The sequence below is a fragment of the Arcicella sp. GW821-FHT09D11 genome, from assembly GCF_059416265.1.
In genome coordinates, this window is the sequence record NZ_JBWKOV010000003.1 from 418,563 (window position 1) to 444,290 (window position 25,728).

26 protein-coding genes and 1 pseudogene are annotated in these 25,728 nt (G+C 35.3%); 12 read left to right on the forward strand and 15 right to left on the reverse strand.

Going from position 1 to position 25,728, the window contains the following annotated elements:
• Positions 1–8 precede the first annotated feature (8 nt).
• The 4 genes from AC07N0_RS11940 to AC07N0_RS11955 all read right to left on the reverse strand — a co-directional run bounded on the left by AC07N0_RS11940 (position 9) and on the right by AC07N0_RS11955 (position 2,168).
• Positions 9–380: a DoxX family protein gene (locus AC07N0_RS11940; RefSeq protein ID WP_492799950.1), complete on the reverse strand. Its 372-nt coding sequence runs from the start codon at positions 378–380 to the stop codon at positions 9–11.
• Positions 381–400: 20 nt separating this feature from the next.
• The gene (locus tag AC07N0_RS11945) at positions 401–811 is read right to left on the reverse strand and encodes a VOC family protein (RefSeq protein WP_494589340.1); all 411 of its coding nucleotides are present in this window, start codon (positions 809–811) and stop codon (positions 401–403) included.
• Between the two features lie 80 nt (positions 812–891).
• A complete protein-coding gene (locus tag AC07N0_RS11950) occupies positions 892–1,731 on the reverse strand; it encodes a VOC family protein (protein WP_494589341.1) in 840 nt (279 codons plus the stop codon).
• 11 nt (positions 1,732–1,742) lie between these two features.
• The gene (locus tag AC07N0_RS11955) at positions 1,743–2,168 is read right to left on the reverse strand and encodes an SRPBCC family protein (protein WP_494589342.1); all 426 of its coding nucleotides are present in this window, start codon (positions 2,166–2,168) and stop codon (positions 1,743–1,745) included.
• Between the two features lie 122 nt (positions 2,169–2,290).
• Between AC07N0_RS11955 and AC07N0_RS11960 the strand changes: the two genes are divergently transcribed.
• From AC07N0_RS11960 to AC07N0_RS11975, 4 genes are all read left to right on the forward strand, one after another.
• Complete coding sequence (locus tag AC07N0_RS11960) at positions 2,291–3,268, forward strand: GlxA family transcriptional regulator (protein ID WP_492799954.1); 978 nt, start codon at positions 2,291–2,293, stop codon at positions 3,266–3,268.
• 27 nt (positions 3,269–3,295) lie between these two features.
• Positions 3,296–4,021 carry a hypothetical protein gene (locus AC07N0_RS11965; RefSeq protein WP_494589343.1) on the forward strand — a complete coding sequence of 242 codons (726 nt, stop codon included), beginning with the start codon at positions 3,296–3,298 and terminating at the stop codon, positions 4,019–4,021.
• A 113-nt stretch (positions 4,022–4,134) separates the two neighbouring features.
• Complete coding sequence (locus AC07N0_RS11970) at positions 4,135–4,452, forward strand: DUF6660 family protein (RefSeq protein ID WP_492799956.1); 318 nt, start codon at positions 4,135–4,137, stop codon at positions 4,450–4,452.
• Positions 4,453–4,533: 81 nt separating this feature from the next.
• Complete coding sequence (locus AC07N0_RS11975) at positions 4,534–6,705, forward strand: TonB-dependent receptor (protein ID WP_494589344.1); 2,172 nt, start codon at positions 4,534–4,536, stop codon at positions 6,703–6,705.
• A gap of 69 nt (positions 6,706–6,774) precedes the next feature.
• Here AC07N0_RS11975 and AC07N0_RS11980 read toward each other — a convergent pair whose 3' ends face one another.
• Entirely contained in the window at positions 6,775–8,289 is a 1,515-nt protein-coding gene (locus AC07N0_RS11980; RefSeq protein WP_494589345.1) for a sulfatase family protein, read from the reverse strand.
• Between the two features lie 412 nt (positions 8,290–8,701).
• Between AC07N0_RS11980 and AC07N0_RS11985 the strand changes: the two genes are divergently transcribed.
• Both AC07N0_RS11985 and AC07N0_RS11990 read left to right on the forward strand, forming a co-directional pair.
• Complete coding sequence (locus AC07N0_RS11985; RefSeq protein WP_494589346.1) at positions 8,702–9,349, forward strand: NAD-dependent epimerase/dehydratase family protein; 648 nt, start codon at positions 8,702–8,704, stop codon at positions 9,347–9,349.
• A 129-nt stretch (positions 9,350–9,478) separates the two neighbouring features.
• Positions 9,479–9,634: pseudogene (locus tag AC07N0_RS11990) on the forward strand (helix-turn-helix domain-containing protein); the annotation flags it as partial.
• Between the two features lie 34 nt (positions 9,635–9,668).
• Here AC07N0_RS11990 and AC07N0_RS11995 read toward each other — a convergent pair.
• The 7 genes from AC07N0_RS11995 to AC07N0_RS12025 form a co-directional block, all read right to left on the reverse strand.
• Complete coding sequence (locus AC07N0_RS11995; RefSeq protein WP_494589347.1) at positions 9,669–11,042, reverse strand: PAS domain S-box protein; 1,374 nt, start codon at positions 11,040–11,042, stop codon at positions 9,669–9,671.
• A gap of 383 nt (positions 11,043–11,425) precedes the next feature.
• Positions 11,426–12,757, reverse strand: a complete 1,332-nt coding sequence (locus AC07N0_RS12000) for a tetratricopeptide repeat protein (protein ID WP_492799963.1) — start codon at positions 12,755–12,757, stop codon at positions 11,426–11,428.
• 139 nt (positions 12,758–12,896) lie between these two features.
• A complete protein-coding gene (locus tag AC07N0_RS12005; protein WP_492799964.1) occupies positions 12,897–13,880 on the reverse strand; it encodes a 1,4-dihydroxy-2-naphthoate polyprenyltransferase in 984 nt (327 codons plus the stop codon).
• Positions 13,881–13,941: 61 nt separating this feature from the next.
• Positions 13,942–14,523, reverse strand: a complete 582-nt coding sequence (locus AC07N0_RS12010; protein ID WP_309920350.1) for a glutathione peroxidase — start codon at positions 14,521–14,523, stop codon at positions 13,942–13,944.
• A gap of 61 nt (positions 14,524–14,584) precedes the next feature.
• On the reverse strand, positions 14,585–16,360 hold the full coding sequence (gene argS / locus AC07N0_RS12015) for an arginine--tRNA ligase (RefSeq protein WP_494589348.1): 1,776 nt from the start codon (positions 16,358–16,360) through the stop codon (positions 14,585–14,587).
• A gap of 68 nt (positions 16,361–16,428) precedes the next feature.
• Positions 16,429–16,692 (reverse strand): type II toxin-antitoxin system RelE family toxin, encoded by a 264-nt coding sequence (locus AC07N0_RS12020; protein WP_494589349.1) that lies wholly within the window; start codon positions 16,690–16,692, stop codon positions 16,429–16,431.
• Positions 16,679–16,876 (reverse strand): hypothetical protein, encoded by a 198-nt coding sequence (locus AC07N0_RS12025; protein WP_494589350.1) that lies wholly within the window; start codon positions 16,874–16,876, stop codon positions 16,679–16,681. Before AC07N0_RS12025 ends, AC07N0_RS12020 begins: the two co-directional genes overlap by 14 nt.
• Positions 16,877–17,004: 128 nt before the next feature.
• On the opposite strand from AC07N0_RS12025, the gene AC07N0_RS12030 reads away from it, so the two are divergent.
• The 6 genes from AC07N0_RS12030 (at position 17,005) to AC07N0_RS12055 (ending at position 23,346) form a co-directional block, all read left to right on the forward strand.
• The gene (locus tag AC07N0_RS12030) at positions 17,005–18,585 is read left to right on the forward strand and encodes a hypothetical protein (RefSeq protein WP_494589351.1); all 1,581 of its coding nucleotides are present in this window, start codon (positions 17,005–17,007) and stop codon (positions 18,583–18,585) included.
• Positions 18,586–18,667: 82 nt separating this feature from the next.
• Complete coding sequence (locus AC07N0_RS12035; protein WP_494589352.1) at positions 18,668–19,222, forward strand: L-threonylcarbamoyladenylate synthase; 555 nt, start codon at positions 18,668–18,670, stop codon at positions 19,220–19,222.
• A 237-nt stretch (positions 19,223–19,459) separates the two neighbouring features.
• Positions 19,460–20,890, forward strand: a complete 1,431-nt coding sequence (locus tag AC07N0_RS12040) for a CCA tRNA nucleotidyltransferase (protein WP_494589353.1) — start codon at positions 19,460–19,462, stop codon at positions 20,888–20,890.
• 71 nt (positions 20,891–20,961) lie between these two features.
• The gene (locus AC07N0_RS12045; protein WP_494589354.1) at positions 20,962–21,870 is read left to right on the forward strand and encodes a sugar phosphate isomerase/epimerase family protein; all 909 of its coding nucleotides are present in this window, start codon (positions 20,962–20,964) and stop codon (positions 21,868–21,870) included.
• 232 nt (positions 21,871–22,102) lie between these two features.
• Complete coding sequence (locus tag AC07N0_RS12050; RefSeq protein WP_494589355.1) at positions 22,103–22,624, forward strand: hypothetical protein; 522 nt, start codon at positions 22,103–22,105, stop codon at positions 22,622–22,624.
• 185 nt (positions 22,625–22,809) lie between these two features.
• Positions 22,810–23,346 carry a glycosyl-4,4'-diaponeurosporenoate acyltransferase CrtO family protein gene (locus AC07N0_RS12055; RefSeq protein WP_494589356.1) on the forward strand — a complete coding sequence of 179 codons (537 nt, stop codon included), beginning with the start codon at positions 22,810–22,812 and terminating at the stop codon, positions 23,344–23,346.
• Positions 23,347–23,548: 202 nt separating this feature from the next.
• Here the strand turns inward: AC07N0_RS12055 and AC07N0_RS12060 are convergent, their stop codons facing one another.
• The 3 genes from AC07N0_RS12060 to AC07N0_RS12070 all read right to left on the reverse strand — a co-directional run bounded on the left by AC07N0_RS12060 (position 23,549) and on the right by AC07N0_RS12070 (position 25,723).
• Positions 23,549–24,439, reverse strand: a complete 891-nt coding sequence (locus AC07N0_RS12060) for an SDR family oxidoreductase (RefSeq protein WP_494589357.1) — start codon at positions 24,437–24,439, stop codon at positions 23,549–23,551.
• Positions 24,440–24,615: 176 nt separating this feature from the next.
• The gene (locus AC07N0_RS12065; RefSeq protein ID WP_494589358.1) at positions 24,616–25,215 is read right to left on the reverse strand and encodes a YceI family protein; all 600 of its coding nucleotides are present in this window, start codon (positions 25,213–25,215) and stop codon (positions 24,616–24,618) included.
• A gap of 37 nt (positions 25,216–25,252) precedes the next feature.
• Entirely contained in the window at positions 25,253–25,723 is a 471-nt protein-coding gene (locus tag AC07N0_RS12070; RefSeq protein WP_492799974.1) for a MarR family winged helix-turn-helix transcriptional regulator, read from the reverse strand.
• Positions 25,724–25,728 lie beyond the last annotated feature (5 nt).

Genomic DNA, 25,728 nt, shown 5'->3' on the forward strand with positions numbered 1-25,728 from the left:
GCTATATGTTAAAGTTGTGGACTTTGTAATTTATGGTAGCTGAAATACGACACAAGCAATATTACCATTACAACTACTGGCATCAAAAGCATACCACTAACGCCATCAACAGCCCATAAGCTAATAGCAGCAAAAATAATATCGAACACAAAACCTGCATAAGCCCATTCTTTAAGTGTTTTAGGAACCTGAGGAATTATTAATATCAATGAACCTATTATTTTAAAGATATTCAAGGCCACTCCGAAATATTGCGGGTACCCTAAATGCTTTATGCCTTCTTTTGCCATTTCAGTGTGGCCAGTCAAAGCAGGCATCACGCCAAAAAATAAGAATATTAGTGCTGTACTAATCCAAAAGGTAATTTTTGTGCTTTTCATAATGTTAGTATGTTTAATTGTTAGTTCTTTTTGTAATGTAGTAACCATTGGTTACCAAACTTATCTGTTAAATCACCAAATAATGTACCCCAAAAACTTTGGGCGATGGGGTAAGTTTGTGCACCTCCTCGAGAGAGCTTTTGATAACATTCTTTCATTTCTATTTCACTATCACAATGCAACATTAATGACACGGCATTGCCTTTTTTTAATCCTTCTTCCCCCAACATATCAGACCCCATAATGACCAACCCATTTCTGGTAAGGGTACCATGTAGAATACAAGCCTTCATACGGTCGGGCATTTTTTCAGCATTAGGGTGCTCACCTAATGTTTGAAAAAAAAGCTCTCCTCCCAAACAGCGCTGATAAAAAGTCATTGCTTCCCTACAATTACCGTTAAAACTTAAATAAACACTAATCGTTGACATTTAAGATACTTCATTTAAAAAATGGAAGTTGTGCTAATATAATAACAAACAGCCCAAAACACAACATAATCAACTACATATCAAGCATTTAATAATACATCTATATCAAGTTTTCGCATTTTGAACACTTCTTGCATCACTCTCTGTGCTTTTTCAGGGTCACTCATCAATTTTCCAATCATTGAAGGAACTACTTGCCACGACACCCCGAACTGGTCTTTTAACCAACCACACATGCTTTCTTCTCCTCCTTTGGTAAGGTTGTTCCAATAGTAATCAATTTCACTTTGTGTATCACAATTAATCACCAAGGACACTCCTTCATTAAAGGTATATTGATGATCGCCCGGTCCATCCATCGCAATCATAGGGCTTTTTCCGAGAGTAAACTCTGAATACAATACTTTTCCTGCATTAGCATCTTGCTCTCCATAAGGCAAAAGTAGGTCTATCGTCCCCCCTTCAAAAACTGAAGTATAAAACTTAATGGCCTCCTCGGCTTTACCAAACTGTTTATTGGTAAATAAAAACGATGGTCTTATTGTCTGCTCAGTTTGTCCTCCATTCCCCATACTCACTTGCCATGTTACACCAAATTTGTCTTGCAACCAACCATATCGTTGACTCCAAGGGTAAGTATCAATAGGCATCAAGGCTTTGCCTCCTTCTATCAATTTACTCCATACTTCATCTACTTCTTCGATAGTAGTACAAGTCACAAAAAATGAAATAGAGGGGTTAATCTTAAACATTGGTCCACCGTTTAGACCCATGAATTTTGTTCCATCCAACTCAAAAGTCACCACCATCGGATTTTCAGCCGTGATTTTGCTACTTTTAAAAATTGAACTATAAAAAGTTGCGGCAGCTTTAGCTTGTCCGTCAAACCATAAGCATGAAATAAGAGCGTCAGTGTACATTATAATGCTGTTTAGTTTTGTTCAACATACTTTTTAAAGTTATCAAGAATCGCTTGCCATCCGCCTTTTTGCATTTCTACAGGATTTTGATTTTCAGGGTCAAACGTTTCTGTTACTTTTACTCCCTCTGCCGTTTCTTCAAATTGTACACTTACTTCTCTACCATCTCCCAAAGCATATTCTACGGTTTCTAGGTCTTTGATTTTTGTATAAATCCATTCAAAATCAAAAGAAAAGCTACCATCTTTTGCAGCCATTACGGTTTTGCTTTTGCCACCTTCTCTAAAATCACTTTCAGCAGCTGGTGCATGCCAATCGTCTGAAGCAAAACACCAATTGATTACATGTTTGGGGTCATTAAATGCTACCCACACTTTTTCTAATGGAGCATTTACGGTAACTTCTACGGTGATTTTTGCTTTTGTTGTACTTTCCATGTTACGAGGTTTTTATGTGAAAAATTTATGATACAAATGTGCAAAAGCTTTTTCTAAATTAACTATACAAAAACGACAAATGAAGGGTAATTTACGACAAACTATTTTTCTATATTTGTGTTATGAAAAAAGTCGCCATTTTAGTTCCTGATCATGCCGCTATTCATGTGATAGCTATCTCACGCTTTATGTTTGAAACTGTAAATCAGTTTCTTATCAGTTCGGGCAAAGACAAACTGTTTGACGTTAAGCTGGTAGGTCAACGCAAACAAATGAAATTAATTGATGGGCCTTTTATGGTTGACCCTGACTTGCTCATGAAAGATGTCAGTGAGACAGACTTAATCATTATTCCACCCCTATCAGGGAGTATCCATGAAGGTATTTCGGCTAATCAAAACACGATAAACTGGATTATCTCCCAACATCAAAAAGGCTCTGAAGTAGCTTCGCTTTGTGTGGGTGCTTTTTTGTTAGCGGCTACGGGCTTGGTAGATGGCAAAAAATGTTCTACGCACTGGGGTTTTACAGATGAATTTAGGAATATGTTTCCGTCAGTCATTTTGCAAGACGGCAAAATTGTGACGGACGAAGATGGTATTTACTCAAGCGGAGGTGCGAATTCTTGTTGGAATTTGTTGCTGTACCTTATTGAAAAATATACTGACCGTGAAACAGCTATCCTTACTTCAAAGTTTTTTGCGATAGATATAGACCGTACCAGTCAATCATCCTTTGCGATGTTCAAAGGGCAAAAAGGGCATAATGACGATGCCATCAGAACGGTGCAAGAGTATATCGAACAGAATATCGAAGAAAAACTTACGGTAGAAGAATTAGCCGAGAAAGTATCGATGGGAAGGAGAAGTTTTGAACGAAGATTTAAATTGGCTACTAATAATTCTGTACTGGAATATATCCAAAGGGTTAAGATTGAGGCTGCCAAAAGAAGCATAGAAAGTAGCCGTAAAAATATTAATGAAGTAATGTTTGACGTTGGGTATACAGATACTAAAGCTTTTAGAACTACCTTTAAAAAAATAACGGGGCTTAGTCCTGTTGAATACAAGAATAAATATAATAAAATTGGGGTAGATTAAAACCCGTAAACCTTTAACCGATAAGTAATGAATAGATTTATTAAAATAGTGCCAATTGCTACTCTTCTCACTGGTGCATTATTCACCATGCAAAGTTGTAATTACGCAAAGTCTAACCAACAAGTGGTAGTCTCTGATGACTGCGGTATGAATTGGAGCCTCATTAAAGCAGGCGACGCTGTGCCAAAAGGGGGATTAAATGCTTGTTATATGAAAGTAGTTATTCCGAATTATCCCATGCAGGGCGAGAGCAAATTCATCAGTAATTTAAAAGATAGGGTGCGTGCTTCTATCCACATTGATTATGATTATTCGATTATTAACCCGCTTGCATTTATCAAACAAGCAAAATATTTAGGGAAAGCCAATTCGGATGCTGACGACGATGACGCCTTGAATAATTCAGCATTTGAGGGTGCCGAAAATATGGTCATTGACAAAAGAATAAAGGATGTGGCAAAGGATATTTTTTTAGACCAAGATATTGTAGAACTTGACCAAGCTGAAATAGAAAATCAATTATTGATTGCGAGTAATAAAGTACTAGAACCTTTAGGCGTTCATTTGAACTTTATTACGTTGACATTTGATTTAGACGAGCAGACACGCCAAGCCATTGATGTATCAACAGCCATGAAAATTTATGAAAGCAAGTCTTTACAAGAACTTGGCAAACAAGTAATGATTCAACGAGCGGGAGCAACCAAAATAACGATTGAAAATAAATCTGATATTCCTCCAGTAAAAGAATAAAATATTTGCTTAGAGCTTTTCTCGGTTATCAAGGATAACCGAGAAAAGCTTAAGTTATTAAACCAAGCAGGTTAAATCTTGGTAATTCAGTGACGTTAATTAACTTTGCATGGATGAAAATACTCTGTTTTATATTATCCATGTATGTGCTTCTGCTTTCTACAGTCCCTTGCTGTACAGAAGACAAATGCGAGGATGATATAGCAACAGCGCAATTAACCAATCAATCTCAGGAAAAACATGACGATTGTGAGGGCTGTTCGCCCTTTATGACTTGTGGTTCTTGTACAGGATTTACTTTTTCAACGCAAGTTTTTAGCTTCGAGCCCACTACAAAGTTTATTGAGAACAATAGCTTAACTCCTTCTTTCAAAGTCCTTTTTGTAGACTACTTCATCGCTACCATTTGGCAACCGCCAAAAATAAGTTAATGTAACGTTAAGACGAATTCCTTATTAAAAACAAGGGATCAATCCTTCTTTTCTCATTCATTCACTTAAAAATTCATCAAAATGCAAAAAATAATTTTGCCTTTCTTGGCAATCTTATGCCCCTATATAGCCATTAGTCAAAATAGCTTCAAAGCCACGATAAAAGATGCTGAAACCAAAGAACCTTTGTTTGGAGCAACAGCAACTTTGCAAGGCACCACAAACGGAGCAAGTTCAGACGAAAGTGGGCTTATTACTATCAAAAATATTCCTAATGGCAAGCAAGTAGTTAGGTTTCACTTTGTAGGTTATCAAGAAAGAATAGACACGTTAAACTTCCCCTATTCTCAAACCGAGCCTTTAGAAATTTTATTAATGACAGAAAATGAAGAAATGGAAGAAGTAATCGTTACTTCAACACGTTCTAACAAAAATATTGAAGATATTCCGACTAGAATAGAAACCATTTCAGGAGAAGAATTAGAGGAGAAAGGCAACATGAAGCCTGGGGACATTAGGATGATGCTCAATGAAACGACAGGTATCCAAACACAACAGACCTCCGCTACTTCGTATAATTCTAGTATCAGGATTCAAGGACTCGACGGGAAATATACACAGATTTTAAGAGATGGATTTCCTTTATACGCAGGTTTTTCAGGAGGATTAGGTTTATTGCAGATAGCTCCACTTGATTTATCGCAAGTAGAGGTTATCAAAGGAGCCTCCTCGACACTTTATGGTGGAGGAGCCATTGCGGGCTTGGTGAATTTGATTTCCAAAAAACCACAAGAAAAAAGAGAATTGAGCTTTTTGCTGAATGGAACATCAGCATTAGGGCTGGATGCAAGCGGATTTTATAGTCAAAAGTTTAAAAAAGTGGGAACAACGGTGTTTATTTCATACAATGCTGGAACACCTTACGACCCTGCCAATATTGGATTAACAGCGATTCCGAAGTTTAAAAGATATACTGTCAATCCTAAATTATTTGTGTATATTAATGATAAAACAACGTTAAACATTGGCGTAAATACTACCATTGAAGAACGTATCGGTGGAGATATAGCCTATATCAAGCACAACAGCAATAAGGCAAACAGCTTTTTTGAAATCAATAAAACCAATCGTGCTACTACCCAACTTGGACTTGATCATCAATTAAATGAAAAATCAAAAATTTCATTCAAAAATAGCATAAGTTATTACGACAGAAGTATAGAAATTCCAACGTTTAAATTTTCAGGGGTACAAATTGCTTCATTTAGTGAAGCAACGTATAGTCATACAGCAGAAAAACAAGAATGGATTACGGGGCTAAATCTTTGGACAGATAAGTTTAATCAACATAAATTTGATACCCAACAATTAGTTGATTATCAACACACAACCTTAGGAGCATTTGTGCAAAACACTTGGAATGCTACTGAAAAATTGACCATAGAAACAGGTCTGCGAGGTGATTATCAAACGGAATATGGCTTTTTCCTGTTACCAAGAATTTCGGCACTTTTAAAAGTTAATCCAAAGTTCACTATGCGTTTAGGCGGAGGAATGGGTTATAAAACGCCTACTGTTTTTACAGAAGATGCTGAACGGATACAATTTAAAAATGTGTTGCCCATTGATGTTTCTAAAACAAAAGCGGAGGAATCTATCGGTGGTAATTTTGACTTCAATTACAAAACGCCCATTACAGAAGACTTATTCTTATCAATCAATACCTTGTTTTTTTATACACAAGTAAAAAGCCCGTTAGTGCTTGTGCCTACTACTACTGGCTTTTATGAATTTCAACAGCCGAACGGTTTTATCGATACGAAAGGAATAGAAACAAATGTAAAATTGACGTATAATGACTTCAAGCTTTTTATAGGTTATACGTTGGCAGATGTAAAACAACATTACAACGGAAATACTACTCAATTTCCATTGGTGGCTCAACACCGTTTAAACAATGTGTTGATGTATGAGATAGAAGACAAATTGAAAATCGGGTTGGAAGGATATTATTTTAGTCCCCAAAAACTAAATGATGGAACAATAGGAAAAGCCTATTGGATTACTGGCTTAATGGTTGAAAAACTTTGGGAAAGCTTCTCTGTTTTCATGAATTTTGAAAACTTTTTAAATACCCGACAGACTAAGTTTGACACTATTTATACGGGTTCAATTAGCAATCCTACGTTTAGAGATATTTATGCTCCTGTAGATGGATTTGTAATCAATGGAGGATTAAAAATAAGGTTATAATTTTTTTTCTATTAGCCAGTGACTTAAGTCACTGGCTAATAGAAAAAAATAGTATTTAACAATCCTATCTCATTCAGAGAAAATCTTAAGTGCCTCATCATCTTTCAATTGGACAATCTGCTCTTTTAGCTTTTTCTTTAAATCAACTATTATTTTAGCATATTGCTTATCGTTATACAGGTTTTTTAGATTCTTAGGGTCATTTTTGATGTCATATAATTCCCAGAAGTTTTTCTCGCCATAGAATCTAGCCAAAGTATAGCGTTCGGTACGAAGACCAAAATGGGGATACACATGATGCGGTTGTGGGTATTCATAATAATGGTAATATGATTCGCTTTTCCAACCGCTGGTTTTACCTGTCAGAAGTGGTAAAAACGAATGCCCTTGAAATTCATCTGGAATCTTCGTCTTCATGATATTTAACAAAGTTGGCGCCCAATCTACATTTGATACCACTTGGTTTACTTTCGTTCCTGCTTTCACTACCCCAGGATAGCGTATGACAAAGGGTGTTTTAAGCGATTCTTCATAAATAAAACGCTTATCAAACCAGCCGTGTTCGCCTAAATAAAAGCCTTGGTCTGACGTATAAATTACTACTGTATTTTTAGATAAACCTGTTTTATCAAGGTAATCGAGCAATTCACCAATATTACGGTCTAGCGACTTGCCCGTTGAAAGATAGTCACGCATATAGCGTTGATATTTCCATTCGGTCAAAGCCTTGCCTGTCAATTTTTTGGCTGCAAATTCAGCACCGATTTTATCATAGTATGCCTTGAACTGACTTTTTTGTTCAGGGGTAAAACGATTATACGACGACCACGCACCCTTACTATCATAATCAGCATCGACTTTTAAATCTTCTTTAAGCAACATCGTTTTCTCGATGCTCATATCTTGGTCTTGTGCAGCAATACGCCCTTTGTAGGTATCATAAAAAGTACTTGGCACAGGGAAAGTTACGTTATCAAAAGCACCCAAATCTTGCAAAGAAGGCAACCACGAGCGATGTGTAGCTTTGTGACCAACCACCATAAAAAATGGTTTATTCTTATCTCTTCCCTCAAGCCATTGTTTTGAAAGTTGGGTTATTACATCCGTCACATAACCTTCGTGGCGATGTGTTTCATTTTTTGAATTAACAAAATCTGAATTGTAATAACTGCCATGACCGGGTAAAATATTCAGGTAGTCGAATCCATGGGGAAGGGTGCCAAGGTGCATTTTACCAATCCATGCAGTCTGATAACCATTTTTCTGTAGTTCTTCTGGAAAAACATGCTGACTAATATCAAATTGTTTTTCATTGAATTTATAACCGTTAATATGGCTATACTTACCTGTCAGCAAAGTAGCTCTGCTAGGACCACAGATTGAATTTGATACCACATTATTATACAGAATTGCACCTTCGCGCGCAATGCGGTCGATATTGGGTGTTTTTGCTAATTTACTCCCATACGCACTGATAGCCTGAGATGTATGGTCATCTGAAATAATAAATATTACATTGGGTTGGTTTTGTGCCAATGCGACATTGGAAAAAAAACATATTATAACGAACAAAACAATTTTCATAATATTAAGATACAATATTGAACATAAATTAGATTTATTACGAATATACCATTTTTGTTTAGCACAATAATTATATCGTTAATTTTTCATGACCTGTTCAGTCTAGCCTATTGAACTTTTAACTCAATTTAATTTTTATACCACTGCAAGCAGACAATTGCTGAACTTTTCAGCAAAGTAATTTTGGACTTTTCAACAAAGCAATCATGAGATTTTAGCGAGAAATTTGTCTTATAAATTTCAAATGCCATGACAAATCAACACAATAATAAATTAGTATTAGTAACGGGTGGAACAGGTTTAGTAGGAGTATATTGTCTCTCCCAGCTTTAGTTAAACTGGAAACCCAGAAGCAATGAAGAAGCAGTATTATCAGCAGCAGAAAGTCTAATAAAATTTAATATCATATAATATGAAAATTATCATAACAGGTGCCACAGGCATGGTAGGTGAAGGTGTACTACTAGAATGTCTACAAAATCCTATCGTAGAAAAAGTACTTATCGTCAATCGCAAGCACTATGAATTGAGTCACCCTAAACTTACAGAATTAATCGTTCCTGATTTTTTAAAACTAGATGCCTTTACTGACGAGTTGAAAGGTTATGATGCCTGTTTTTATTGTGCAGGAATCAGTTCTGTAGGAATGAGCGAAGAAAAATACACCGTTATTACCTACGACACTACTTTGCATTTTGCCAAAGCATTGCTTACTCAAAACCCTGAAATGGTGTTTAATTTTGTATCAGGAAGTCATACAGATAGCTCTGAAAAAGGAAAAATAATGTGGGCAAGAGTAAAAGGCAAAACCGAAAACGACTTGATACAACTACCTTTTAAGGCAGTGTACAATTTCCGACCAGGCGGTATGAAAGAAATAGAGGGACAAAAAAACGGAAGGGCTATTTATAAATATATCGTGACTATCCTAGGTTGGTTTGTTCCTAAACAGATTATAACGCTTCAAGAACTTGGTGAAGCCATGATTAAAACAGTAACAAAAGGGTATGAAAAATCAATCTTAGAAATAGCAGACATCAAGAAATTAGCAAAATTGTAGCCGTGAAAGTAAATTCAATTACTACTTGTTATATAGGGCCTGAAATATCTCCTGAACAATTTATTTCAGAGCATTTCTTTTTATATCTCATCAAAGAAAAAATAGATGGTTATGATGGTTACAAACATAGCCTACTTTTTGATTGAAAAGAAAAACAAAAAGCCTTCTGATATTTACCTTGAATTAGGTTTTGAAGACCTCTCTCATTTCTCTTTTGCCTTTAAAAAACTATTTGGCAAAGCACCGACTGAGCTTTACGAGAGAACCGCTAGCGTTACAGACTAGTAGTACGAATAAAATATATCATCTTCAATATCATTTATTCTTGTTTAAATATTTTACTCTCACAAGTATAATTTACTATCCTATGTATCACTTGGTCTAATTCTTCGGTTGACTGAAAAAGTAAATCGATGTATTGCTCTTTTTCTTGTGGTGTAATATCTTTATCTGTTTTAAGCAAATGGCATATTCCTAAAATATTAGCAACTGGCTTTCTCACGCCATGCGACTGTTGCCAAGCAATGGCTTTTAAACGACTTAATTGATCCAGAATTTGCTTTTCGTTATTTACTCTTTGGGTTACATCTTGAATAATAATGAGTACATGTTTTTTATCATCCAATTCAAAACTGTTCAGGCTAGTATCTACAATAATTTCACTTCCATCTTTCTTAATCGCAGGAGTAAACTTATTGTCTGCTATTTTTGAACAATCTTTCTGGTTACCGTCTTTCCCAAAGATTTCAGGTATCAACATCTGAATATTTTGTTTTTTCAACTCATCAAAGGTGTAGCCAAATACTTTCTCTACCTCAGGATTTGAAAGAATAATATTCATATTTTCATCCACTATCAACATAGAAGTAGGTGCTGCTTCAACAATACTTCTAAATTTTGCCTCACTGTCTTGTAAAGATACTTCTGCCCTTTTTCTATCTGTAATATTCAAGGCAAAAAGCGATACTCCCATCAATTCACCATTGCGTTTATAAACAGGAAACATCCTAGACTGAAACCAATATTTCTCTTTTTGATTATCAATTACTAAAACCTCAACCTCATAATTCTTACCATTCATTGCTTCTTCAAACGATTTGAAAAATACTTCTTTCTGGTCTTGATAAATAAATTCCCTGAAATCATCGCCAATTTTCATCTCAAGACCAATGTTCCTCAAAATCCTCTCTTTAGCTGGCTTGTTAAATTGTATTATTTTATAATCGATTCCAAGTAGTATTACAGATTCAGTATTGTTTTCAATAATGGCCTGAAAAGTCTCAACCATATTTTCAAGTTCTAATTCTACTTTTTTCTGCTTATCTATATTTTTGGCAATAAGTGTTACACCTAATAAACCACCTAAGGAATTGTATACAGGTTTTATTGCGTATTCAAACCACATAGATGCATTTTTTGATACTGTTTGATGCTGTACAATAACAGTTTCTCCATTTACAGCTCTCTCAAAAGTATCATTGTATAATTCCATAATACTTTCAAGTACAAACAACCTATAATCGTCTCCAACCTGTATTTGTCTTTCAAAATAAAGCATCAGAAGTTCTCCTATTGCTTTATTGAAAGCCAAAACTTTATGCTCGGGTGATATTAAGACAATGCTTACAGGGGCATTATCTAAAATTGCGCTTAAAGCCTCAGTAATATCCAAAGATTCTTCAAATTTATTCATCGGTAGCATTATTGGAAATTCAAAACATTCCACCATTTACAAAGCTAAATCTAAGTGTTATTTACTTCAAATTTATCTCTAAACTAACTATTTTTTTATACATTTATTACCCTATTCTGCATTGAATGTTTTTTATGTCCACTCACTGAAATTAATAATCTATATTTTTCCAACATCTGTATAAAAATTTATTAGCCATTTTAACCTAATGCATAAAAAAAGATTCAAAACTTAAACTTTGTCTCCAAAGCCCAAATCTTGAATCTCTTTATAAATTAAAGTTTAAAGTAGAAAGTCCTAAAACCTCCAAATCCTAAAACCCAACATCCTAAAGTCCTCTAGTCTAAAGTCTTAAATCTAATGTCTTAAAGTCTCCAAAAATCCTAGTTACAATAATCACGAATAGCTGCATACGCTGCCGTAAAACCTAATTCGCCCGCCTTACTCAAATCGTTACAGCCATCAGTATCACCTAGTGAATGACGAATGATACCTCTGACATAGTAAGCCTCAGAATATTTAGGATTTAGAATAATAGCATTGTTACAATCTTGAATAGCACCTCTTTGGTCGCCCATTTGTGATTTAACCATCCCGCGAGTGAAATATGCTTCCGAATAAGTAGGATTCAACGCAATAGCCTTGTTATAATCCTCAATAGCAGCTCTGCTATCGCCCGAACGAGCTTTCGCCAACCCTCTGTTATAATACACTTCAGAACGCTGTGCCGTAATTTCAGACATTTTCAAACGCTCTTGAACATTATTACGAAGCTCATCTAAAATCGTTTTAGTGATTGCCCCTACATGAACCACTTTCGTTCCTTCAGTATTGCCGATGGCAATTGCCTTGTTATAGTCTTCAATAGCACTTTTTGTATTTCCTAATCTGCTTTTCGCAAAACCTCTTCCGTAATAAGCACTTGCACTTTCAGGGTCTTGCGTAAGCGCTTGGTCAAAATCAACCAAAGCACCTTGAAAATCTTCTAGTTGACATTTGCTAAAACCTCTGTAGTATAACGATTCAGCATCCTCTGGCACTAATTCTAATGCTTTTCCATAATCAGCAATGGCTCCTTTAAAGTCGCTCATCTTCATTTTACTATATGCTCTTCCAGAATAAGAATTTGCTCTTTTAGGGCTAATCTCAATGGCTCTGGTAAAATCCTCTAAACTCCCTTTATAGTCTTCCAATCTTTGTTTAATAGTCCCACGAGAAGCAAGTCCTTGTGCATTATCAGGCGTTAAATCAAGTGTTTTATTGAAGTCAGATAATGCACCTCTGTAGTTTTCTAATTTTGCTTTACTGATACCACGGATAAAATACGCATTAGCATCTACTGGATTTAAATCGATACTTCTGTTATAATCTTGTAGTGCTCCTTTATGGTCATCTTGACGCGCTTTGCTTTGTCCTCTACCACTATACGCCTCCGCATATTTTGGGTTTAATTCAATCGCTTTATCAAAATCGTTAATAGCCCCTCTGTTGTCTTTTAGGTTTGCCTTCGTTACTCCGCGGTCATAATAGGCAATAGCATCATCAGGCTTAATAGCAATCGCTTGTGAAAAATAGCTTTGAGCCGCAGCATGATTGCCAAGGCGACTTTGAGTAACCCCTAAATCCATCAATTCTTGGAAACTCTGACTCTGTGAATAACTAAAGTGGCTGTTTAGCAAAAAAGCTAAGGATAAAAAAAGTAGACTCTTCTTCATAAGTAAGAATGTATTATTTTGTGATAGTGATTTAAGCATACAATATTACAAATTTAACGGGATGTTTTTAAAGCTTATTATCTGTTCCTTCAAATTTGCAAAACAGCACTAATAAATTCACATAAAGGTAAATAGATTATTAAAGCAATTGACCGATACCAAAAGTAATGACAAATAAAAGCGTAGTTAATGCCATAACTTTTAAGAAAGGGTCTATTTGTGCAGGCGTTTTTCCTTTGGATACTCCTCTACAAATTCTGATTAAAAGCGGAATCGTTACTACAAAAAGCCAATTTAGCCATAGCAGATTGAAATTCTGTTCGCCCGTACCCAGCTTCATATGAAGGTCAGTATTTGTATAACTTAAGTTAAGATTAAACTGTGAGTGTTCTTTTAAAGTAATGACTGTTGCATAAATTACCGCACACAAAAAGCCTGTGCCTAATAAAAACCAATGATAGATAACGGCTTTCGCTTTGCCTAAACGTACTGGTATTGAATTTTTTCCCGTTTTGGTATCGGATTCTATGTCACGGATATTATTGATGTTCAATACTCCCACAGCAAACAATCCGCAAGAAGTAGCAGGTAACACATTTAGCCAAACGAATTCATGGGCAAACAAATAATAAGTACCCAATACGCCTACCCAACCAAAGAAAATCAAAACAGAAATATCACCAAGCCCCATATATCCATAGGGACGTTTGCCAACAGTATAAGTAATAGAGGCAATAATAGCCAAAATTCCTAAGCCAAAAAAAGTAAGAATTGCTTGTGTAGAAGTATCTTTTAATCCTTCATAAATTAACCATGAGCCTGTAATGAAGGATAGCACTGACATGATAATCATGGCTTTTGTCATCTGTTCACGAGTAATAGCCCCTGTTTGTACGGCACGGGTAGCTACAGTCCTTTCTACCGTGTCAACTCCACTAACGGTATCGCCATAATCGTTTGCAAAGTTTGACAATACTTGCAAAAAAATGGTTGTAAGAACGGCTAAGATAAAGGTAGTCCAAGAGAAAGCATGAGCGCCCGCAGCTAAGAAACTTCCCATAAAGATGCTGGAAAGAGCTAGGGGTAAAGTACGAGGTCTGGCAGCAGAAATCCAGTGTTTCATATTGAGATAAAATAATGATTTCGGATTGTGTTGACAATCCGAAATCTTCAATCACATTAAATTATAATTTAATAGCTTCTAAAAACTCTGGACTATCAGGTTTGATTTTTGAAGCAAAGAAATGGGTAAGTTCTCCTTTTTCGTTGATAACGTATTTACAGAAGTTCCAAGATGGTTCTTTATCATTCCAACCGTTTAATGACTTAGTCGTTAACCATTGATACAATGGACATTTACCTTCTCCTTTTACCACTACTTTAGAAAACATTGGGAAAGAAACACCGTAGTTTTTCTTGCAAAAAGTAGAGATTTCTTCATCAGAACCTGGCTCTTGACCACCAAATTCGTTGGCAGGGAAACCCAATACTACTACTTTACCTTTGTTTTCAGTATAAAATTTCTCCCAGTCTGCATATTGTGGAGTAAATCCACATTTTGAAGCTGTGTTTAAAATAATTACTTTTTTGCCTTTATACATAGATAAGTCAACATTCTTTCCATCTAAAGATTTCACTTTGAAATCATACAGACTTTGTTTAGCAGGAGCTTCCATATTTTCTGGGCGACTAGCAACATCATTTTGAGTAAAAGGTAAGGCTAACGCACCTACCAAAGAGCCAATTTTCAATAGTTTGAGTAACATAATTGTTATGAAGATTAAGATGAAAGTTAAAATAATTTTCTTTTTCATGAAATTGAAAATGCTACATTCTGCTTGGAACATTTATTCCTAATAACGCCATTGCCTTCTTAATGGTTTCTCCTACCACACTAGAAAAAGCAATTCTAAATTGTTGGGCATCCAAATCTGTCTCATTAAAGATACTTACTTCGTTATAAAAGCGATTATAGGCCTTTGCTAAATCATAAGCATATTGCGCAATTAATGATGGTGCAAGTTCTCTACCAGCATCAGCAACTTTTTTGGGATACTCGCTTAATAAATATATTACTTCTTGTTCAGATTCCTGTAAGGCTTTATAATTACCCGCTACACCAATGATGCCTTGTTCGTGTGCTTTTCTTAGAATTGAACAAATACGTGCATGCGTATATTGAATAAAAGGCCCTGTGTTTCCTTGGAAATCAATAGATTCTTCAGGGTTGAACAGCATTCTTTTCTTAGGGTCTACTTTTAGTAAGAAGTATTTTAAAGCTCCCATCGCTAAGGTATGATAAAGTTCTTCTGCCTCCTCTTTCGAGAAACCATCGATTTTACCAAGCTCTAAAGTGCGTTCGCGAGCTGTATCGGTCATTTCTTGCATCAAGTCGTCAGCATCCACTACTGTTCCTTCACGAGACTTCATTTTACCCGAAGGTAAATCCACCATTCCGTAGCTTAAATGATAAGTACCGTCGGCATAAGGGCGACCTAATTTTTTAAGAATCTTAAACAATACTTCAAAATGATAATCTTGTTCATTACCCACTACATACACCGATTTCGACATTTTAAAGTCATTATACTTTAAATCTGCCGTGCCTATATCTTGGGTAATATATACCGAAGTACCATCTTTACGCAAAACCAATTTTTGGTCAAGTCCTTCGTCTGTTAAATCAATCCAAACCGATGAATCTTCTTTCTGGAAGAATACGCCTGATTTTAATCCTTCTTCAACTGATTTTTTACCTAACAAATAAGTATTTGATTCACGATAAATTTTATCAAAACTTACGCCCATTTTCTGGTAAGTTTTATTAAAACCATCAAATACCCAATCGTTCATTTTGTTCCAAAGGGCTAGTGTTTCAGCGTCGCCTTCTTCCCATTTCAATAGCATTTCTTGGGCTTCTACCAAAAGTGGTGCTTGTTTTTTAGCATCCTCTTCCGATAAGCCTTTTTCTTTCAATGCCTCAATTTCTACTTTATAATGCTTATCAAATTCAACGTAATACTTTCCAACCAAGTGGTCGCCTTTTATTCCTGTTGATTCAGGCGTTTCTCCTTGTCCAAATTTTTGATAAGCCAACATCGACTTACAAATATGAATACCACGGTCGTTAACCAAATTAGCTTTTACTACCTCATAGCCATTGGCTAATAAAATTTGTGAAACCGAAAACCCTAGGAAATTATTACGAAGGTGTCCTAAATGTAAAGGTTTATTAGTATTTGGCGAAGAGTATTCTACCATTACCACTTCGTTTTTATCCGCTAATTGTCCGAATTTTTTATCTTTAAAAATTCCTCCAAACATTGTAAGCCAAGCTGTATCAGCAATGGAAAGATTCAAGAACCCTTGAACAACATTGAAACCTTTCACAACACCCGAGTTAGCTACTAAATAATTCCCGATAGCATTTCCAAGTTCTACAGGCGATTTACGCAAAGCTTTTACATAAGGAAATACCACAAAGGTAAAAGAGCCTTCAAAATCTTTACGAGTAGGTTGAAGGGCGATATTGGTTTCTTCTACGTCAAATTCAGCCTTTAATGCCGCTACGATGTGGTCTTGTAATATTTTTTCTAAATTCATTAAAATGGTTTTTTATGCTAACTGTCTGTAAAATCAAATCTTAAAATTTGCTACAGAGACAAGTAAATTTATTTCTTATAAACTTCTTTTCTATTTCCTACCTTTAGTACTTCAATGGTTAAAATATTATCTTCTATTCCATAAATAATTCTGTAATTCCCTTTCCTAATTCTATACAAATCATTGAATCCTTCCAATTTTTTAACGCCAAAAGGCCTTGGATTATCTGCTAAATCCATAATTGCATCTTTAATTTTTAGAATTTCCTTAACAGGGAGTTTATATATTTCTTTTTCAGCCGTTTTAGAAATTAAAACTTTATACTTCTCCATTTTTGATTTTCTGATTTAAAATTCGTTCAAAAACCAATGAAGCTTCTTCTTTAGCTTCATTTTTACGAGATTTAGCTTCTAAGGCATCTAAAAAATCTTCTACTTCTTCTTTATGAATTTTAAGGTCAATAACCACTGCTGTTTTTAAACCTTTATCATTCGTCAAATAATTAATTCCTTTCATCTCTTTCCTTTTTTGAAGTGAAATAAATAAAATTAAATTTCATTCATATAATTTTCTACAAAGTTAGCCAATTTTATCTTGAGTAAACATCGGATTTTGTAACTTGTTATTCTAAATGTATTTAAGCTATGGAATATCTACTAACTAAACTTTCGTTACTGTTGAGTTTTAGAACAAAGCCCCGTTTTTGTTCAGTCCATAAAAACATTTCATTGGCAATAGTTTTGCCTTTGTTATTGCTTTCCCAAAACATTTTATGGGCGCAGTTAAAACAAGTTGCGGCCATCGAAATTCCTAAAAACAATAAATCAGAGGAATCTGTTTCGGTTTTGCCGCTTGGAAAAGACGGTCTGTTATTTACCATTGAAAAATATGGTATGTTCAATCGTGACGGTATGCAATGGACATTCCAGAAATATAATACCGACCTCCATTTAGAGTGGAATACCAATCTTAGTATCTCGCATGAGTATGAACTACAGATGAGTTTCCAGAACAAAGAATATCTATTTTGGCTTTTTACTGTTCCTGAGTCACCTAAAATAAATATTGTCCGTTTGGATATTGTCAGAGGAGAAATTGATGAATTCAAAGGCGAACTTCCAAGTATTATTGATGTTTCTTTTTTCAAGGTATTGAGCAATACAGCATTTGTAGGAGGTAATTATTTTGACAAACCTGTTGTTGCTTCATTCACTTTTTTCAACCAAAAATCTAAAGTTTTACATGGGTTGTATGACGACCGCCTAGAAATTAGTGCCTTGGAAATAGACGAAAAAAGAACCGAACTGAATGTTATCGTAAAAGAAAGACGCAAAGGAAAATGTGGATTAGTTATTCAAACATATTCGTATGAAGGAAAATCTTTACGTACCATCCACGTACCAGATAAAGAAGGCAATAGCCTAAGTTTTATCAGTGGAAAAATGCTGTCTTTGAATGAAAAAGAATCGCTTTTAGTAGGGAATTTTTCCAATAATTGTAATGAATTTTCAAAAGGGTTATACCTCACACGCTTAGAAGAAGGCATTGAGAAGAATACTAATATTATCAAATTTGCCGATTTTAAAAACTTTTTCAGCTTTATGTCTCCTAAGCGACAAGAGAAATTGAAAGAAAAAATAGAGCAAAAAAAGAAAGAGGGAAAAGACCCTAATTTTAGCTATAAACTACTGGTTCATAATTTATTAGAAACAGACAAAGGGGCAGTATTAGTCGCAGAAATATATTATACCTTACCCAAGAATTATAATGCTTTTAATACAGCGTTAAGAAGTAGGTTCAAGAATGGTGAAAACAAAGATGATTACCGTTTTACCCATGCTGTCATTTGTGAGTTTGATAAAGAGGGCAATCTGCTATGGGATAACGCCTTGGTAATGGATAATATAGAAAGTGGCGAATTGGTAGAACAAGTACAGGTATCTACTTTACAAGACCGCTGGCTGATGGCATATTTCAAAAAAGGCGAAGTGCATTTACAGCAAATAAAGGGCAATCAGACAATAAGCGAAATGGAAATTTTTGAAATCAAGAGTGATAGTACTTCTAAACCCGACGAAGATGCTAGTGTTGCTGCATGGTATAATCAGAATTTTTTGGTTTGGGGTACAAGAAGAATAGAGACTCGCTTTGAAGAAGCTCAACGAGAAGTTTTTTACATTCGCAAACTTAGTTATTCCTCTCAAAAAGACGAAAAAGGTCAGTAAAAAAACAAGTTCAAAGTTACATTCATCAGGCTTGTGAAGGCAGAGCGAAGCTTTTTTCTTACCTTTGCAAAAAATATTTAAAATGTATCACGACGCCCTTCAACATTTACGAAAAGGAGACACGCTTCTTTATCCATCTGATACCATTTGGGGTTTAGGATGCGATGCCCGCAACGAAAAAGCCGTTGAAAAACTGTATCAACTAAAACAACGACCTGATAATAAAGCTTTTATCATCTTGATTTCCAAAATAGAACAGCTCTCTGAATATGTGTTAGAAGTGCCTGAAATTGCTTGGAATCTGGTTGAGTTTGCAGAGAAACCCCTTACCGTAATTTACCCTCAAGGTAAAAATATTGCGCCTAATCTTTTAGGCGAGGATGGTTCTATTGCCATCAGATTGGTCAAAGATGAATTTTGCAAAGGACTGGTTTACAAGTTTGAAAGAGCCATCGTTTCTACTTCTGCCAATATTTCAGGAGAGTCTTCACCACAAAAATTTGAAGATATTTCTCCAAAAATTATTGAAAATGTAGATTTCATTTTGAAGAATCCTAAAGGAGAAAATAAAAATGTACAGCCTTCACAAATTGTGAAATTAGGGATTGGTGGTGACTTTAAATTCATCAGAAAATAAATTACATAGTGATTAGTCAATAGGGATGTTATAAGCTATAGGCATTAGGCAAAATATTTATTTAATTGAAAAAAGATAGTTTTATGCTTATTGCATACAGCTTAAAGCCTATAGCCCAAAGCAAGTAAAATCAAACAACATAATACAAAGGGTAATTTGTGAGCGGTCAGCCGCTGCGGTTTAAATGTAGTAATCACTAAATCACTCATTCATTAAATCGCTCAATTACTTAACAATATGAATTTCGCAGGAACTTTACATACAAATCCAATTTTTAAAATTGTGGCAGATGCCGCAAAAACCTTAAATGTACCAGCTTATGTAGTAGGTGGATTTGTGCGTGATTTGATATTAAACCGACCTTCCAAAGACATCGATATTGTTTGTGTAGGCTCGGGCATTGAATTAGCTGAATTGGTTGCCAAAAACTCTGGCAGAGAAGACACCTATCTTTCTGTTTTTAAGAATTTTGGCACAGCCATGATTAAATTAGACGATTGGGAAGTAGAATTTGTAGGAGCCAGAAGGGAATCCTATCAACGAGATTCACGCAAGCCCATCGTGGAAGATGGCACACTTGAGGACGACCAAAATCGCAGAGATTTCACGATTAATGCGATGGCGATTTCTTTAAACGAAAACAATTTCGGAGAATTAATCGACCCTTTTGATGGCTTGGCAGACATTCGCAGGAAAATCATCAAAACGCCTTTAGAGCCTAGCATTACTTTTTCAGATGACCCGCTCAGAATGATGCGTGCTATTCGTTTTGCTACGCAACTTAATTTCGATATTCATCCTGATACTTTTGATGCCCTTATCAAAGAAAAAGATAGAATAGATATTATCTCGAAAGAGCGTATTACGGATGAATTGAATAAAATCATTTTGGCTAAAAAACCATCTTACGGCTTTTTACTCTTAGATTCTTGCGGATTATTAGAGAAAATTTTCCCTGAGTTTGTCAAACTAAAAGGGGTAGAAACCGAAGAAGGCAAAGGACATAAAGATAATTTTTATCATACACTTCAAGTGTTAGACAATGCCTCTACTAAAACGGATGATTTATGGATTCGTTGGGCAGCCATTCTACATGATATTGCCAAACCTGCTACCAAGCGTTTTGATAAAAAAAGAGGGTGGACTTTCCACGGGCATGAAGAGATGGGTGCAAAATGGGTGAAAGGTATTTTCACCGAAATGCGTTTACCGTTGAATGAGAAAATGCGCTATGTAAAAAAATTAGTGCGTTTGCATTTACGCCCGATTGCTCTTTCAAAAGAAGCTATTACTGATTCTGCCCTCAGACGGTTACTATACGAAGCAGGTGAAGATTTAGAAGGCTTGATGATATTGTGCAGAGCAGATATTACTTCTAAAAATGGTGAGAAAGTAAAAAAATACCTCCGCAATTTCGATATCGTTGAACAGAAGCTAAAAGAAGTAGAAGAAAGCGACAAACTTCGTCAGTTTCAACCCGTAGTAACAGGGGAAATCATCATGGAATTGTTTGGGATTAAGCCCTCTAAAGAAGTAGGCATTATCAAAATAGCCGTTCGTGAAGCCATTTTAGAAGGACAAATTGAAAATACATTAGCATCGGGTATTCCATTTGTGTTGGAAGAAGGTGCTAAGTTGGGATTGGTGGCTGTTGAGAAAGAACAATAGCCACACAGCACCTTATAAACAAAGATAGCACTCATTACAAATTCAGATATATTGTTGAAAAAAAATCAGCAATGAACCAATCACACTCTCGACGCAAATTTCTCCAAACAACTGCTGCTTTGGCTGGAACAGCTTTATTAGTGCCAGATACGCTTTGGGCTAGTAAACCTTCTAAAAAGAATATTGGCCTACAATTGTATTCACTTCGTGATGACATGAAGAAAGACCCTCTTGCTACGCTGGAAGCGGTAAAGGAAATGGGGTATAAAAATGTAGAACACGCCAATTATGTTGACCATAAATTTTATGGATTTGAAGCAAAGGAATTTCGTAAAATTCTTGATGAATTAGATTTATCTATGCGAAGTGGTCACGTAGTGATGAAAGGGGAAGATTGGGATGCTTCAAAGCAAGATTTTACAGATTCTTGGAAACAAACGGTAGAGGATGCGGCTATTTTGGGACAAAAATATTTAATTAGTCCTTGGCTAGATATTAGCCTCCGCCGAAACTTTGAAGATTGTAAACGCTTTATGGAGGTATTTAATAAAGCAGGCGAGCTTTGTCAGAAATCGGGTGTGAAGTTCGGGTATCATAATCATGACTTTGAATTTAGTCTTCGTTTAACAAGTGTAAAAGTGTACGATATCATTATGCAGTATACCGACCCTAAATTGGTTTGTCAACAATTAGATATTGGTAATATGTATGGCGGAGGTGCTCGTCCGATGGAATTATTAAAACAATATCCAGGACGTTTTGAACTCCTACACGTAAAAGATGAAGTAAAAGGCGAAAAAGAACCTTGGGAAAGCTCGATGCTTGGCAAAGGCGTAATGAATGTAGCCGAAGTATTAAAGTTAGCTGCTAAAATCGGTGGAACGACTGAATATATTATAGAACAAGAATCCTATCAAGGGCATACTCCAAAGGAATCTATGAAGTATGATTTGGAATGGATTAAGAAAGTGCAGTTTTAATAGAGCTTATGAGTTAAAAGTTGATGAGTTTAGTGTTTATGAGTTGAAACAGTATTTGTTTGCTCATAAATGCTAGACTCATATTTTTTAGGTATTATCAAAAATAAGAAATGTTAAGTATTTGACAATTATTTAAAGTAATAATTGGTTTGTTTACTTTAATATTAAAGAAAAAAACACAAACATGTCTATATTTACGAGTTGTGTGGCATTTTAAAGATTGATACCTCGAATGATAATTGAAGCAGAAATAATAAGCCTACCCTCTTCAGGAGAATACAGTGAAAGAATTTACGACAATAAAAGTTCGTGGAATTCTCAAAGTTGGACTTTCATAAAGTTCACTAATGAAAACTATTCAGAATGGTGCGGACAATTTCGAGGCTTTCCTAAACAAGTTGCTATTTCGACAGTTAGAGACATTGTTTTAGTTTTAACTTCAGACTATTTATATCAGCTTGACAGAGAAACAGGAGACTTAACAGAGTTAGAAGATCAGTCGCAATATCAAAATTTAACTGTTACACCAAATGGAGATTTTATACTTGCAGACTATTATCATTTTGAAAAAGTTACGACAAGCATAAACCATAAAGAACTTATTAAAAGTCTAATTCAAATGGACATGATTGAGTTTAAAAATTGGGATAATTCAAAACTTGAATTTACTTGTGACGATTTTTTAAATTGTAATAAACACGTAACAATGACATACAATAGCCAAACTAACAAAATTGAAATTAAGAACAGCTAAAAAATATTTAATATAAAGAGCTTGCATTTATTATTAAATTAAAGATACGGCAGAAGTACTTCTATGAGACATTTCTGAAAGGTTCAACATTAGAAATTCTATTGAACTTTAGCGCTAAAAAATCTACCGCATCCCCAAGTTAAAAACCATTGTACAACCTCATAAACTCCAAACAAAATTAATCTATGAAGAAAATCTTAATTTTAGTTTTTATTGCCATCATTACAATTGGTTTAGTCTATGCCTTAGTTTACTATATGGGGATGAAGGGCTTTTCATTCGCGTTCGCGCTGAACTTCTTGTTGATGGCATGCGTACTTTCTTTTACAGAAGCATTGAAAAGCGAACTAAATTATCCGTATTTTAATGAAAAGTCTTGGGAAAAGAGAGGGAAAATATATGAGTCTCTTGGAGTAAATTTTTATAGAAAATTATTAGTTGGGATTGGTTGGGAAAAGCTGAACAAAAAAACCAAACCAGTAGAAAAGAATATAACAGCGCTAATGAACCTACATTATCGAACAAAACAAGATGAATTAGGACACACAATTATTATGTTGATAGTACTAGGATTTAATATTTTCGTAGCATTCAAATTTGGGTTTCTCAAATCGTTGTCACTACTAATATTAAATATCATACTGAATATATATCCTATTTTTCTTCAACGATACAACCGACCAAGAATAGCAAGAGCCATCAAATTAATTAACCGCAGATAATAAGTTTATGAGCTTATGAGTTGAAGGTTTATGAGAGAACAAATACACTTTTGACTCATAAACTTTCAACTCATAACCCCTATTATTTTTTACATCCGTGGCTGGTCTTCCGAACAGCAATGGTCAGGAGACCAGCCACGGAAACAAATACAGTTTTAACTCATAAACCTTCAACTCATAAACTTTCAACTCATACCCACTATTACTTTTTCCCTCGAACTGCCTGAGCAATAGCTACCCATTTTTCCTCAGACACTTCGTTTAAATCTGAAAATTCCCCTGCTCCCATTAACCATTCTCCGCCATCTATCGTGATTACTTCGCCATTAATATAGGCCGAAAATTCTGACATTAAATAGGCAGCCAAATTAGCTAGCTCTTGGTGTTCTCCTACTCTTTTTAATGGAATCCTATTTTCGGGTGCTAACTTGCTTGCCAATTCTTCTCCCATGGCTTCGGCAGGGAAAAGTCGTTCCCATGCCCCTTGTGTTGGAAATGGTCCTGGAGCAATAGCATTAAAACGAATACCATACTTTGCCCCCCACTCTACTGCCAAAGAACGTGTTAATGCCAAAACGCCTGCTTTTGCTGTTGCCGATGGCACTACGTAAGCTGAGCCCGTCCAAGCATAAGTAGTCACAATAGACATTACTGTTCCTTTTATTTTTTGTTCTATCCAATATTTGCCGACAGCTAAACTAAAATTATAAGAACCTTTCAATACAATATCCACAACAATATCAAATGCTTTATGTGATAGCTTTTCAGTAGGGCTAATAAAATTGCCAGCAGCATTATTCACCAAGCCATGTACTGCACCAAAGTATTCTACTGAGGTTTTCAGTACATTTTCTACTTCTTCATAATTGCGCGCATCACAGGCTATGGCTAATACTTTGCCTCCTGTTTCAGCTATTAGTTCTGCTGCGGTTTCATCCAATACTGCTTTCTTGCGTGAAGCAATCACCACATTGGCGCCAAGTTCTAAAAAATATTTCGACATCGACCGTCCTAGCCCTGTTCCTCCTCCTGTTACAATAATCGTTTTTCCTCTCAGGGCTCCATCCCTTAGCATTGGTTCATTAAAATTCATAACAATAGATTTTATACAATTTCAAGATAAAATATAATGCAATATGAATTAAATAATATTATTATGCAAGCATACCATTTTAATTTAGCATGATAAATAAAAAAAGCTTCCCAAGCATTCTTGAATAGAATACTTGGGAAGCTTTTAATAGTCCTTTAGTAAAAGGCTTGGAAAGATTATTTTCCAGCTACTAAAGTAACATCTAAGTTGAATACATCGTCGATAGCTTTGTCACCGATTGATTCAAAGAATTTTTTAGAACCATATTTCACGTTGAAATCTGTTCTGTCAACTGGAATAGAAGCCGTTGCAGTAACTTTTCCACCAGCAGAAGTAATTTTTGCAGGGAAAGTGATAGATTTTGTTACACCGTGTAAAGTTAAATCACCTGTGATATTCGCACCAGCAACTTTAGTGATTTTGAAAGTAGATGTTGGGAATTTTTCTACTTCGAAGAAATCACCTGTTGTAATGTGACCAATGAATTTTTTGTTGTATTCAGCATCTGTAATATCAGTACATACGATAGATTTCATATCGATTACAAAAGTACCACCAGTTACTTTAGCACCTGAAGTTAATAATGAACCTGAAGAGATACCTACAGTTCCTTCGTGCTGACCTGTTACTTTTTTAGCTAACCAGTGAATTTTGCTAGCTTTAGTGTCTACTGGTAAAGCTGTTTCTTTTTTACCGTTGTTTGGAGTACCTGCAACTGCTACATTTACTAATAAAGCTGCTGCGAAAATGCTAAGAATAGATTTGATAGATTTCATTACTTTGATTTTTATTTAATTATTATTTATTACTTTTTTATTGTTCTGATTCTGGTGGCGATTGTCTTAATTTATCTAATAAATCGCTTAATTGTAGGGCTTCGCTTTCGGTTAAACCATACATTTGTTGCTCCCATTGTTTTTGCAAAATATCTAATTCTGCCAATAGGTCTAAACCTTTTTGAGTGATAAGAATATCAACCGCACGACGGTCATTCGGGCATTCACGCCTTATTACCATCTCTTTTAATAAAAGCTTATCAACTAACCTAGAAGCATTAGACATCTTATCAAGCATTCTTTCTATAATGCCTATTACGGTGATAGGCTCTGGATAGTGCCCTCTCAAAATTCTAAGCACATTATACTGCTGAAGTGTTAAATCATAAGGTTTAAAAACTTCCATTTGCAGCGTTGACAGCCAATTGTTCGTATAAACAATATTGACCATTGCTTTGGCATGGGCTGATTTAAAGCTTGCTTGTTTTATGTCTTTTTCGATGCTCATAATTT